At 55.4% G+C, this 12678-nt stretch carries 16 protein-coding genes and 1 pseudogene; 16 read left to right on the top strand and 1 reads right to left on the bottom strand.

What is annotated here, in order from left to right:
- The first annotated feature begins 83 nt into the window (after positions 1-83).
- The 9 genes from ACEYDX_RS11360 (at position 84) to ACEYDX_RS11320 (ending at position 6715) form a co-directional block, all read left to right on the top strand.
- On the top strand, positions 84-1148 hold the full coding sequence (locus ACEYDX_RS11360) for a 2,3-butanediol dehydrogenase (RefSeq protein WP_373742126.1): 1065 nt from the start codon (positions 84-86) through the stop codon (positions 1146-1148).
- Between the two features lie 568 nt (positions 1149-1716).
- The gene (locus tag ACEYDX_RS11355) at positions 1717-2406 is read left to right on the top strand and encodes an aspartate/glutamate racemase family protein (protein ID WP_373742130.1); all 690 of its coding nucleotides are present in this window, start codon (positions 1717-1719) and stop codon (positions 2404-2406) included.
- 20 nt (positions 2407-2426) lie between these two features.
- The gene (locus ACEYDX_RS11350) at positions 2427-3053 is read left to right on the top strand and encodes an arylesterase (protein WP_373742125.1); all 627 of its coding nucleotides are present in this window, start codon (positions 2427-2429) and stop codon (positions 3051-3053) included.
- 327 nt (positions 3054-3380) lie between these two features.
- The gene (locus ACEYDX_RS11345) at positions 3381-3542 is read left to right on the top strand and encodes a hypothetical protein (RefSeq protein WP_373742124.1); all 162 of its coding nucleotides are present in this window, start codon (positions 3381-3383) and stop codon (positions 3540-3542) included.
- 121 nt (positions 3543-3663) lie between these two features.
- The gene (locus ACEYDX_RS11340) at positions 3664-4215 is read left to right on the top strand and encodes a DNA-3-methyladenine glycosylase I (RefSeq protein WP_373742129.1); all 552 of its coding nucleotides are present in this window, start codon (positions 3664-3666) and stop codon (positions 4213-4215) included.
- A gap of 85 nt (positions 4216-4300) precedes the next feature.
- Positions 4301-5038: a UDP-2,3-diacylglucosamine diphosphatase gene (locus ACEYDX_RS11335; RefSeq protein WP_373742123.1), complete on the top strand. Its 738-nt coding sequence runs from the start codon at positions 4301-4303 to the stop codon at positions 5036-5038.
- 364 nt (positions 5039-5402) lie between these two features.
- Complete coding sequence (locus tag ACEYDX_RS11330; RefSeq protein ID WP_373742128.1) at positions 5403-5834, top strand: type II toxin-antitoxin system RatA family toxin; 432 nt, start codon at positions 5403-5405, stop codon at positions 5832-5834.
- The gene (locus tag ACEYDX_RS11325) at positions 5827-6096 is read left to right on the top strand and encodes an RnfH family protein (protein WP_373742122.1); all 270 of its coding nucleotides are present in this window, start codon (positions 5827-5829) and stop codon (positions 6094-6096) included. Before ACEYDX_RS11330 ends, ACEYDX_RS11325 begins: the two co-directional genes overlap by 8 nt.
- Before the next feature lie 199 nt (positions 6097-6295).
- Positions 6296-6715, top strand: coding sequence for a DUF2251 domain-containing protein (locus ACEYDX_RS11320; RefSeq protein ID WP_373742121.1), 420 nt, complete (start codon positions 6296-6298; stop codon positions 6713-6715).
- A gap of 312 nt (positions 6716-7027) precedes the next feature.
- On the opposite strand, the gene lysM is transcribed toward ACEYDX_RS11320, so the two are convergent.
- Positions 7028-7504: a peptidoglycan-binding protein LysM gene (gene lysM / locus ACEYDX_RS11315; RefSeq protein WP_373742120.1), complete on the bottom strand. Its 477-nt coding sequence runs from the start codon at positions 7502-7504 to the stop codon at positions 7028-7030.
- 165 nt (positions 7505-7669) lie between these two features.
- Here lysM and ACEYDX_RS11310 point away from each other — a divergent pair, with 165 nt between their 5' ends.
- From ACEYDX_RS11310 to ACEYDX_RS11280, 7 genes and pseudogenes are all read left to right on the top strand, one after another.
- A complete protein-coding gene (locus ACEYDX_RS11310; RefSeq protein ID WP_373742127.1) occupies positions 7670-8344 on the top strand; it encodes a sulfite exporter TauE/SafE family protein in 675 nt (224 codons plus the stop codon).
- Positions 8345-8534: 190 nt separating this feature from the next.
- Positions 8535-9416, top strand: a pseudogene (locus ACEYDX_RS11305) (DMT family transporter).
- A 4-nt stretch (positions 9417-9420) separates the two neighbouring features.
- Positions 9421-9777 (top strand): STAS/SEC14 domain-containing protein, encoded by a 357-nt coding sequence (locus tag ACEYDX_RS11300; protein WP_373742119.1) that lies wholly within the window; start codon positions 9421-9423, stop codon positions 9775-9777.
- 167 nt (positions 9778-9944) lie between these two features.
- Positions 9945-10169, top strand: coding sequence for a hypothetical protein (locus ACEYDX_RS11295; RefSeq protein ID WP_373742118.1), 225 nt, complete (start codon positions 9945-9947; stop codon positions 10167-10169).
- Positions 10170-10280: 111 nt separating this feature from the next.
- Positions 10281-11228, top strand: coding sequence for a cation diffusion facilitator family transporter (locus tag ACEYDX_RS11290; protein ID WP_373742117.1), 948 nt, complete (start codon positions 10281-10283; stop codon positions 11226-11228).
- A 93-nt stretch (positions 11229-11321) separates the two neighbouring features.
- Complete coding sequence (locus ACEYDX_RS11285; RefSeq protein ID WP_373742116.1) at positions 11322-11765, top strand: GNAT family N-acetyltransferase; 444 nt, start codon at positions 11322-11324, stop codon at positions 11763-11765.
- A gap of 57 nt (positions 11766-11822) precedes the next feature.
- Positions 11823-12473 carry an HAD family hydrolase gene (locus ACEYDX_RS11280; RefSeq protein ID WP_373742115.1) on the top strand — a complete coding sequence of 217 codons (651 nt, stop codon included), beginning with the start codon at positions 11823-11825 and terminating at the stop codon, positions 12471-12473.
- Positions 12474-12678 lie beyond the last annotated feature (205 nt).

Below are 12678 nucleotides of genomic sequence, written 5' to 3'. Positions count from 1 at the left end.
TAATCTTCATCAGCCCTTGCGGCATACGATTAATCTTCTTCGCAAACAAATTAATCTTCTTCGCAAACAAAAGGAGTCCACCCATGAAAGCAGCCCGTTTTTACGATAAAGGCGATATCCGCATCGAAGATATTCCCGAGCCGACCGTCGAACCCGGCACGGTAGGCATCAAAGTGGCGTGGTGCGGCATTTGCGGCACCGATTTGCACGAATTTATGGAAGGGCCGATTTTTATCCCGCCTTGCGGCCATCCGCACCCGATTTCCGGCGAATCGGCGCCCGTTACCATGGGCCACGAATTTTCCGGCGTGGTGTATGCCGTGGGCGAGGGTGTGGACGATATCAAGGTAGGCCAGCATGTGGTGGTCGAGCCTTACATCGTGGCCGACGATGTGCCCACCGGCCCCGGCAGCAACTATCATTTGTCTAAAAACATGAACTTTATCGGCTTGGGCGGACGCGGCGGCGGCCTGTCTGAAAAAATCGCCGTCAAACGCCGTTGGGTGCACCCGATTTCCGACAAAATCCCGTTGGACCAAGCTGCCTTAATCGAACCTTTGTCGGTAGGCCACCATGCGTTTGTGCGCAGCGGTGCGAAAGCGGGCGACATCGCGCTGGTGGGCGGCGCAGGCCCCATCGGTTTGCTGTTGGCCGCGATTCTGAAAGCCAAAGGCTTGAAAGTGATCATCACCGAGCTGAGCGCCGCGCGTAAAGACAAAGCCCGTGAATCGGGCGTGGCCGATTATATTCTCGACCCTTCCCAAGTGGATGTGGTGGAAGAAGTGAAAAAAATCACCAACGGCGAAGGTGTGGACGTGGCTTTCGAGTGCTCCAGCGTGAATAAAGTGCTGGATACGCTGGTTGAAGCGTGCAAACCCACCGCAGTGGTGGTGATTGTGTCGATTTGGAGCCACCCGGCCACCGTCAGCGTGCACAGCGTGGTGATGAAAGAGCTGGATATCCGCGGCACGATTGCTTATTGCAATGACCATCAGGAAACCATCAAACTGGTGGAAGAGGGCAAAATCAACCTCGAGCCGTTCATTACCCAGCGCATCAAACTCGACGAGCTGATTTCTGAAGGATTCGAGCGTTTGATTCACAACAACGAATCGGCGGTTAAGATTATCGTCAATCCGAATCTGTAAGCCTTTCCGACTTATCAAAATGCCGTCTGAAAACAAATTCTGTTTTCAGACGGCATCATTATTTTGTACAGATTATTTCAAACCGTTTTGAAAAGTTTGGCCGTAAGCCAAGTGATCCTGAAAATGTCGGCGTAAGGGACAAAATGGGCGCTATTTGGGAGTCACACCTTCCTAAGGGACGTTTTGGGTACTATTCAGGCTGCCTCTTTAATAAACCTAATCTTATTGTCCTTTCCCATGCCCTGATAGCAGCGTAATTTCTGCTTCATACCGCTAAAGCGACCCTTAAGGAAATTGCTTGTTTGAGGGATATTCAATTCGGCAAACTGCTCGAAAGTGAACAGGTAATCCAAATTCCGTTGCAGGCTGTGAAACGCGCTTCTCGGCCGCTTATGCGTGTCATGCGATTTACTGCCGCCGCCGTAGGTACGGTTAGGATGGTACGCCGTAACCGTACGCATGCCGTCTGAAACGGTTTCGGATGTGCGGTGTATTGGGTAAACTGTCGGCCGACACGGCCGCTTTTCAGACGGCCTTATCCGCAAAGCAAATACAAGGAAGCAGCATCGTGAAAACCATCGGCATCATCGGCGGCATGAGTCCCGAAAGCACGGTAACGTATTACCAAACCATCAACCGCGAAACCAACCGCTGTTTGGGCGGTAACGCCAGCGCGGACATTCTGATGCACAGCGTGAATTTCGAAACCGTCGCCGCGTTGCAGCGCGCGGGTGACTGGGCGGGCGCGGGCGCGTTGCTGGCCGAAAGCGCGCGCAGGCTCGAGCGCATGGGTGCGCAGGTGTTGGTATTGGCCACCAACACCATGCACAAAGTCGCGCCCGCCATCGAAGCGGCGGTGTCGGTGCCGCTGCTTCATGTGGTGGACGTTACCGCCGATGCCGTGAAAAAGCAGGGGCTGCACACCGTCGGCCTGCTCGGCACGCAGTTCACCATGAGCGACGGTTTCTACACCGAACGCATGAACCGTGCGGGCATTGCCGTAACCGTGCCGTCTGAAAACCGCCAAGCCGAAATCCACCGCATCATTTTCGAAGAGTTGTGCCGCAACCGTTTTACCGATGCCGCCAAGCAGTATTACCTGAATGCTGTCAACGAGTTGGCCGAAGCGGGCGCGCAGGGCGTGATTTTCGGCTGCACCGAAATCGGCCTGCTGCTGAAGCCCGAAGACTGCCCGCTGCCCGTGTTCGACAGCGCGCAGCTTCACGCGCTGGCCGCCGTTGAATTTGCCTTGTCTTAAACCGTTGCGAAAGAAAACCGATGAACCGCAGCCGCCGCACCTTTTTAAAATACACCGCCGCCTTACTGCTGGCCGCCTGCGGCAGCGGCGGCAAAAACCAAAAACTGCCCGATAACGCCGCGATACTGGCCTTGGGTGACTCGCTCACCGAAGGATACGGCGCGGCCAAAGGGGCGGATTATCCGACGCAGTTGGCCGAGATTACCGGCCGCAAACTGATTAACGGCGGCGTGTCCGGCAACACTTCCGCGCAGGCTCTGGCACGGCTGCCTGCCCTGTTGCGGCAGCAGCCGGCTTTGGTGCTGGTGTGCATCGGCGGCAACGACTTCCTGCGCCGCCTGCCCGAACGGGAAACCCGCGCCAACATCGGCAAAATCATCGCAACCGTGCAGAAGGCGGGCAGCAGCGCGGTGCTGGTTGCCGTGCCGCATTTCACTACGGGCGCGCTGTTCGGCAACCTGAGCGACCATCCGATGTACCGCGAGTTGGCGCAGCAATACCGCATCCCGCTGCTGGAAAACGTGTGGTCGGAGATTCTCGGCGACCCGGATTTGAAATCCGACACCATCCATGCCAATGCAGAAGGCTACCGCCAAATGGCCGAAGAAACGGCGGCGTTTTTGCGCGGGCAGGGTTTTTTGGGGTAAATCGGGTCGGTTGGGAAAAAGTCGGAAATTTCCCGTCTTTATCCGCCACTTCTGAATTTATGTCCCCCTCCGTCATTCCCGCACAGGCGGGAATCCAAACCTTGGCCGTTCCGTAACTTTTCCAACTGTGCCGCAAGCCCACCCTCCTGGATTCCCGCCTGCGCGGAAATGACGGGTCATGAGCGACAGCATGTAAATCAGCGTTTTGTGCAAACATAATCTTTGGAAAAGCGGAGGTTTCTCCGTTGTTGCCCATCGTGCCCGAGTTGTTGCCTTTGGCCGCCATTACTGCAAAGACTACTCAACGCAGCGGTTGAAACATTCGTTATGGCCATCGTCATTCCCGCACAGGCGGGAATTCAGAATGGTGGACTTTCTGTATCTTTGGAAAACAATCATGGCGCGGCAACAGTCTGGATTCCCGCCTGCGCGGGAATGACGGCGGGCAATATTTCAAGTCGTCATACCGTTGCCATTCATCATTCATAAACGCGGGCGTAACGGCATTTTGCAGTCAGCACATAATTGGAACACCGTAAACAGAATCCGACACCCAAGGCCGTCTGAAAAACCCGCTGAAACCGATTTCCCCAACGAAAGGCCGTCTGAAATGAACTACTGCGACTTTGCCAACGCCCTGCCGCACGACACGGCAGACCCCAACAAACACTACCACGACCGTGAATACGGTTTCCCGATTGACGACGACAACGCGCTGTTCGGCCGTCTGCTGCTCGAAATCAACCAGGCCGGATTGAGTTGGACGCTGATGCTGAAAAAGCAGGCGGCTTTTCAGACGGCCTATTCCGGTTTCGACATTGCCGCCGTCGCTGCCTACGGCGAAGCCGATATTGCGCGGCTGCTGGCCGACGCGGGCATCGTGCGCAACCGCCTGAAAATCAATGCCGCAATCTACAACGCGCGTGAGATTTTGCGTTTGCAGGCCGAACACGGCTCGTTCAAAAACTGGCTCGACACGCACCATCCGCTCGATAAGGCAGGCTGGGTGAAGCTGTTTAAAAAGCATTTCAAATTCGTCGGCGGCGAAATCGTGAACGAATTCCTGATGAGTACGGGCTACCTCAAAGGCGCGCACCATGAGGGCTGCCCCGTATTTGCCGAAGTGATGGCGCACCGGCCGAAATGGGCGGAGGCCGTCTGAAACGGACGTTGCCGCAAACCGTCGCAGACGGATGCCAAATAAGCTATGATGCCGCCTGAAACCATTTTTTCCCGCTCCACCGCCCATGTCCCGCACCGTTTTTACCGCCGATTTGCACCTTTCCGACGACACCCCCGCACTCAACCGCCTGTTTTTCGAGGCATTGGCACAATGGCGGGGACAGCTTGACGCGCTTTATATCTTGGGCGATTTGTTCGAAGTGTGGCTGGGCGACGATATTTTGAGCGAAACCGCCGTTCAGACGGCCTCGGCGTTGAAATCTTTCGCCGAAACCGCGCCGGTGTACTTTATCTGCGGCAACCGCGATTTTCTGCTGGGACGCCGTTACGCGCAGCAGGCGGGCATGACGCTGCTGTCCGAAGTGCAGCCGCTCGAGCTGTACGGAAAGAAATATTTAATCAGCCACGGCGACGAGTTGTGCACCGACGACATCGCCTACCAGCGTTTCCGCCGCGTCATGCGCCAAAAATGGCTGCAACGTGTCCTGCTTTGCCTGCCGCAGCAGTTCCGCAAAAATACGGCGGAAAAAATCCGCAACAAAAGCAAAGCCGTCCAACGCGAAATGGGGCAGAGCAGCATTTCCGACGTTACCGAAGCCGCCGTTCAGACGGCCTTGTCGCGCCATCCCGATACCGACACCGTCATCCACGGCCACACCCACCGCCCGGCCGTCCACCATCATGATTTCCAAGGGAAAACGGTGGCGCGCTATGTGATTCCCGACTGGTACGGCAAACACGGCGGCTATGTGGAAGTGTCGCCGCAAGGTGAGGAAATCAAAATGCTGGAGGATGCCGTCTGAAAAGGTGTCGGCGCGGCCGGCGGCGGTTAACCTTAATGTTTAGCCATGGCGGTATGCGGTATTCGGATATTGCGTTGACAGCATGGCAGCAAGACGGATTCTTCCAACTTTTGCCGTTCCCGCGCAGGCGGGAATCCATGTTTGGAATTCAGTATCTTTTTGTTAAACAAATGCTTGTGAATATCGCGGCCGGATTTCCGCCTGCGCGGGAACGATGGAAGCAAGCATCCGCGTCATCTCCAAACACCGTCTGAACGCATCAAGCGAAGGCCGTCCGAACACGTTTTCAGACGGCCTTTTCCCGTATGCTCGGCGTTTGCCGCGAACTGCTATAATGGCGTTTTCGTTTCAGCGGAAAAGCATCATGAAAAAAGTCGAAAAAAGCCTGTTGGTGCTGCACAGCGCGGAGCAGATGTTCGAGCTGGTGGACAGGGTGGAGGATTACCCGCAGTTTCTGCCGTGGTACAGCAAAACCGAAATCATCGAACGCAGCGGCGACGAGCTGAAGGCACGGCTGTTTATGGACTACATGCGCGTGCAGCAGTCGTTTGCCACGCACAACCGCAACATCCCCGGCCGCGAAATCCGCATGAACCTGCTCGAAGGGCCGTTCAAAGCCCTGCACGGTACCTGGCATTTCATCCCCGTGGGCGACGACTGCTGCAAAATCGAATTCAAGCTGGAATACGAATTTTCCAGCGGCTTGCTTTCCGCCGTGATTTCGCCCGTATTCGGCCACCTTGCCGCCGCTCTGGTGGACGCATTCGTCAAGGAGGCTGACCGCCGTTATGCCTGACATCGAAATCGTTTACGGCCTGCACGACAGGCAGGTGCTGAAAAAACTGAGCGTTTCAGACGGCACCACCGCCCGCGAAGCCGCGCGCCTGAGCGGATTGGACGAACAGTTTCCCGGTTTGGATCTGCACGCCGCGCCTTTGGGCATTTTCGGCAAGACGGTGAAAGACGATACCGTTTTGCGCGACAAAGACCGTGTAGAAATCTACCGTCCGCTGAAAATCGACCCCAAAGAAGCACGGCGCAGAAGGGTGGTAAAATAGGCGGCGCGCGTTTCCAAGCCGCTAAAGGCCGTCTGAAATGCGGCGGCTTTGCCGGAAACGCATCGGGCCGTCTGAAAAGGTTGGAATAAGCGCGGCAACCGTTTTAAAAGGTTAAAAACTGTATCCGTCGGCCGCAATGCTTTGCATCTGCCTGTTTTTGCTGTAAAAAGGCGCTAACGCGCACAAGTCAGGAGGTTTTATGTCTGTGCAGCCCAAAATGTACCTTACCGCACGCGCGGAAAATGTGAAGGTCGGCAACGATTTGTTTTTGAAATCGTTTTTCAAGGAAAGCGATTACGGCGTGGTATTCGAAGACAACGGCGAAACCGGCTATTTCTACGCCGTCCACAAAGAAAACGGCATCTTGGATGCGCTGGGCATCTACAATGTTTCCGGTGTAACCGACAAAGAAATCCCGTCTGAAATCAAAATCTTCTGGAACAGCCGGCGCACGTTGGCGGCTTTGGACATCAACGGTTTCGTCCACGCCGTTTTCGATTTCGCCAAACACGCGGGCTATTGCCGTTCCGCATTTCCCGAGCACGGTTCGGCGTGGACGAAAGACCGCAACAGGTTGCTGGACGATAAGCTGTTGAAAGCATTGCTGGCGGCGGCCTGAATCTGCCTTTATGGGGGGGCAGGCCGTCTGAAAAAACGTTCTGACAGGTTTTAAGCATTTGCGCCATATTCAAATACAGCCGAAAACAAAGGCCGTCTGAAAGTTTTTCAGACGGCCTTTGCGTTATCCCGTAGTGGTTTTGATGCGGAGACAACACCGGTGTTGAATGCAAAAACACCGGATTTCAATCATGGATTCCAGCCTGCGCGGGAATGACGAAAATGGTCATGAACGTAACATCCGAACACAGTGTCAAAAACAAAGGCCGTCTGAAAATTTTTCAGACGGCCTTTGTTTTGTCGGAATAAAAACTTACGCGGGAATGCGCAGTTTCTGGCCGACATAAATCTTGTCGGGGTGGCTCAACATCGGTTTGTTGGCTTCAAAGATTTTCATGTATTGGTTGGCATCGCCGTAGTATTTTTTGGCGATGGCCGACAGGGTGTCGCCGCTGACAACGTCGTGGTATTGCGCTTCGGCTTCGGCGGGGAACTGCAACTGGTTGTCCACTTCGGACACGCCGGTTACGTTGCCTGCGGCCAAAACCGCTTTTTCCGCCGCTTCCTGAGTGGGGGCGGCACCGGCTACGGTGGCTTTGCCGCTGGCGGCGTCGAAGGCGACGGTCAGGCCGCTGATGCCCAGGTTTTGCAGTTCGATGTAGTTTTGGATGGCGGCTGCGGCTTTCGCGTTCAAATCGTCGAGATTCGCGGCTGCGGCTGCGGCCACTTCTTCTTCGTCTTTGCCGAACAGTTTTTCACCGGCGTTTTTGATAAAGCTGAACAAACCCATTTCGGATTCCTTTCTTGAATGGTGGTTGAAATGCCGCCGTATCTTGATTGTTTGCGCCGTTTTTAGCAAGCGCATCTTTTGCGGATTACTTTGTTTTACATAAACGGCGCATCAAAACGGCATTATTGCTACAATGAAAAAATGATTGTTGACACGGTTTGGACGATGAACGGCGAAATCACCCTGCTCACCCTGTTTCTGCTCGGCTTTTTCGGCGGCGGACACTGCGTCGGCATGTGCGGCGGCCTGAGCAGCGCGTTTGCCCTGCAACTGCCGCCCGGACTCAACCGTTTCGGGCTGGTTGTGCTGCTCAACGCGGGACGCATCACCAGCTATACGCTTATCGGTTTTCTGCTCGGGCTGCTGGGGCAGGCGGGGATTTCGCTCGACCAGACGCGCCTCCTGCAAACCGTTCTGTTTGTCGCCGCCAATGTGATGCTGCTGTTTTTGGGGCTGTATCTGGCGGGGCTGTCGGCACTGGCGGCGAAAATCGAAGGCATCGGCAGGCCGGTTTGGAAACGGATCAATCCGCTGCTCACGCGCCTGCTGCCGGTAAAGTCCGCGCCCGCCTGTTTCGCCGTCGGCATGCTGTGGGGCTGGCTGCCGTGCGGGCTGGTGTACAGCGCATCGCTTTACGCGCTGGGCAGCGGCAGGGCGGGGCAGGGGGCGCTGTATATGTTTGCGTTTGCACTGGGTACGCTGCCGAACCTGCTGGCGGTGGGGCTGTTCGCCACGCAGTTGAAATGTTTCCTGCAACACCGTGCCGTGCGCCTATGTGCGGGATTGGCGGTGGCGGCCTGGGCGGTTTGGCAGTTGGTTTCTTGGCTGAAGGCCGTCTGAAATTGCCGTATCCGCGTAGGATTTTGTCCGGGCCGGCACGGGCGGATGTCCGCATCTTTTTTGGCCAACCGTTTTGCCGCGCTTTGCCGTCCGCTCCGTGCATCAGGCTGCGGAAAAGTGCGCTTTCGCGCGTTATAATTCCGTTTTTCGTTTTTCAGACGGCCTTGACCGCCGCCCGTATATTTCCGTCATGAACGCCCCAAAAAAAGACAAACTCGGTTCTGCTTGGATGATTGTTGCCTCGGCGCTGTTTACTGTGATGAATCTGTGCATCAAATGGCTGTCGCAGGATTTCGGCCTTTATACTTCCGAACTCGTATTCTGGCGCATGAGTTTCGCCGCGCTGTTTTTGGGCGTGATGGCCAAAGCGCGCGGCTACAGTTTTCTTACCAAAAACTGGAAAGGCCATCTGAACCGCAGCGTGATCGGCACACTGGCGATGTTCTGCATTTTCTACGCCATCATGCATCTGCCGCTGGCTACGGGCGTAACGCTCAGCTATACGTCGTCGATTTTCATGGCCGTGTTGTCGTTTCTGGTGTTTAAGGAACGCATTCCGCTGCGGACGCAGGCAATATTGGCCGTGGGATTTGCGGGTGTGGTGGTGCTGCTCAATCCGTCGTTTTCCGAAGGGTAGGAACTGGCGGCTCTGGTCGGCGTGGCGGGCGGCGCGCTGTCGGGCTGGGTGTACCTGAAAGTGCGCGAACTGTCGCTGCTGGGCGAACCCGGCTGGAAAATCGTGTTTTACCTGTCGCTGGCGGGTACGATTATCGGCGGCATCTGGGCAACGGCCGACGGCTGGCACACGCCCACGCTGCCGATGCTTCCCTATCTGGCGGCGATGGGCTTTTCCGCCATGCTCGCCCAGCTCTGCATGACCCGTGCCTACCGCGTCGGCAGCAAGTTTACCGTGGCGTCGCTCGCTTATCTTTCGGTGGTGTTTTCCGCGCTGGCGGGCATGTGGGTCTTGGGCGACATCCCCGGCTGGCAGGAATGGCTGGGAATGGGTATTATTGTGGCTGCGGGCATTTTGAGTGCCGTGCCGTCTGAAAAAAACACAGCAAAGGAGTAAAACCATGATTTCCATCCGCGAACAGGATTACGGCCTGAACGTCGCCCTTTTCAACGAGTTCACACTCGAAGATTTCCGCGAACTGGAAAGCGCGTCGCTCGACATCGTGAAAAAAGTCCACCGTCCCGACATGCTGCTCGATTTGAGCATGCTCAAAGACTTCACCATCGATATGGCGGTGGAACAGCTCAAATTCATGCGCAAACACGAAAACGATTTCGGCCGCATCGCCGTGGTGGTGGACGACGTATGGATTAAGCTCGGTGCACAGCTTTCCAGCCTGATTACCCGCCAACACCCGAAATATTTCGACAACGCCGCCGAAGCGCAGGTATGGTTGGCCGGAAACAGCGGAGAATAAAGCAAAAACACAAGGGAAGGCCGTCTGAAAAACGTTTTCAGACGGCCTTGTCTGTTTGATGTTTCGCAAATTAATGTTTCGCAACGCGTTCGGAAGGCCGCGCGAAATCTGTAAGGGCGGGAAACCGTTCACAATCCTCATACCTGCGCAGTCAAGAGTCTGAATGTTTGGAAACGGTTGTTTTTTCAACGGATGCCGCGCTCCCCAAAAATCAGATTTTACGCATCATGCAAACCCGGTTTGGGAAAGAAAAGCGGCGTTCGGATTATGTTGATGCTTGGTTTTTCGTCATTCCCGCGCAGGCGGGAATCCATGTCAAACAGCCCGGTATCTTTTATACTAAGCAATCACTTGTGAATGTCAAAGCCAGATTCGCGCCTGAGCGGGAATGACGGCAGCCGGAGAAGTTCGTCTTGTCGGTATGCTGCCAACGCAATATCCGGACGCAGCCGACAGAAAAAGATAAAGTCCATGAAACAGGCCGTCTGAAAAAAGGAAACGGAATGTCCCACACCCACACCCACAGCCATCACGGCCATACCGCCAACAAAAAGGTATTGGCGGTGTCTTTTGCCGTTATCGCCTCGTTTATGGCGGTCGAAGCCGTCGGCGGCTGGCTGACCGGTTCGCTCGCGTTGTTGTCCGATGCGGGGCATATGTTCAGCGACGCGTTTGCGCTCGGCGCGGCATTGCTGGCGTTTAAGGTCGGCGAAAAAACCGCCAGCGCGCAGAAAACGTTCGGCTACAAACGCTTTGAAATCCTGACCGCCGCGTTCAACGGCATCACGCTGCTGGTGATTGCGCTGCTGATTTGCTACGAAGCCGCGCTGCGCCTGTCTGACCCGCCCGCCACGGATACCGCCGGTATGCTGGCGGTCAGCATCATCGGGCTGGCAGCCAACCTGTTTGTGGCGTGGTATATGCACAAGGGCGACACCCACGGCAACATCAACCTGCGCGGCGCGTATCTGCATGTGTTGGGCGACCTGTTCGGTTCGGCAGGGGCGATAACCGCCGCCGTTTTGATGATGGCGTTCGGCTGGCAGTGGGCCGACCCGCTCGCGGGCGTTGTGGTGGCCGTGCTGATTGCCAAAAGCGGCTGGGGCGTGGTGGCTCAGGCCGTCCACATTCTGATGGAAGGCGCGCCCGAAAACATCGATACCGCCGCCGTAGTGGCGCTGATTCGGCATTCAGACGGCGTGGAGTCGGTACACGACGTACACATCTGGACGATTTCCAGCGGCATCAACATGCTTTCCTGCCACATCGTCGTCGACGGCGGCATCACGGTTGCCGAAGCCGAACAAACCGTGTACCGCATCGAACATGCGCTGCAACACCACGGCATCGCCCACGCCACGATTCAGGTGGAAAGCGGCAGGCATCCGCACGGAGACGGCATACTGTGCGCAGGGGTGTATAGTCATGAACACGGGTACGGGTATCATTAACAAACAGGCCGTCTGAAAACACATTGGTTTTTTCAGACGGCCGCGGTATGTTTGAAACCCGGTAAATTTATCTGTCAAACAAAGGCTTAAAATATGTGGCATATTAAATCTTTTGCGGAACTTACCACACTTGAACTTTGGCAAATTTACCATTTGCGAACCGCTGTTTTTGTAGTAGAACAACATTGTCCTTATCAAGAAGTGGATGAAGCGGATTTGAGTGCAATTCATTTATTTGCAAAAAATCATGAAAAACCGATAGCCTACAGCCGCATTATTCATTGTGAAGATTGTGTAAAAATCGGGCGGGTTGTTGTCGCGGTTGAGGCCCGTGGTTCGGGTTTGGCTCGCGAACTGATGTCGCAGGCGGTAAAATTTGCCGAAAAATTTGCCAAGCCGATAAAAATCCAGGCTCAAAGTTATTTACAGGGTTTTTATGAATCGTTTGGATTTAATGCAGCTTCAGAGATTTATCTGGAAGACGGAATACCTCATCTGGATATGTTTTTAAACCCAAGTCCAACTCAATCAAGTTAGGTAGGCTGTCATTCAATTCTGAAAAGTTATAGTGAATTAAAACATAAAGGACCCCCCATGACCGAAGCCGTTTTCTTCGATCTCGACGGTACACTGGCCGATACTGCGCTCGATCTCGGCGGTGCGCTCAACAGCCTGTTGCGCAGCAAAGGGCTGCCCGAAAAAAGCATGGACGAAATCCGCCCCGTTGCCAGCCACGGCAGTGCGGCGTTTATCAAACTGGGTGCGGGCATCACGCCTGATCATCCCGATTTCCAAACGTGGCGGCAGGCGTATCTGGACGAATACGGCCGCTGCTTCGACCGTGAAACCGTGCTGTTTGAGGGCATTGATGCGTTGCTGGTTGATTTGAACCGACGCGGCATCAAATGGGGCATCATTACCAACAAACACGCCGCGTTTACCGACCGTCTCGTTCCGCGCCTGAATTTCACTGTGCCGCCCACCGTGGTGGTAAGCGGCGATACCTGCGCCGAACCCAAGCCCAGCGTGCTGCCTATGCTGTATGCCTGCGAACGCGCGGGCGTGCGCCCCGAAAACTGCGTGTATGTCGGCGATGCCGAGCGCGACATGCAGGCGGGGCGCAAGGCGGGCATGAAAACGGCCTTGGCCGATTGGGGCTATATCGCTCCCGAAGACACGCCCGAAAACTGGCCGTTCGACATACGCATCGGCACGCCGTCGGCGTTGTTGGATTGGCTGGTCTGATTTGTACCGGCGGCGTTTTTCAGACGGCATCCGGGTGGGTTTCCGCGTTTGGGCCGTCTGAAAAAGCCGCGATATTATGACGGAGCATCTTTTATGAACGATACCGTTTTTCCTGATTTAAACCGTTTCAACCGCAACGTGTTTTCCAAAGAGCTGCCCGCGCAGCGGATGGTAACGCCGTTGGGGCCGATGCTGGCGGTGTTCG

This window comes from Neisseria sp., assembly GCF_041804105.1.
GTDB lineage: Bacteria > Pseudomonadota > Gammaproteobacteria > Burkholderiales > Neisseriaceae > Neisseria.
This window is presented reverse-complemented; position numbering and strand designations above follow the sequence as displayed.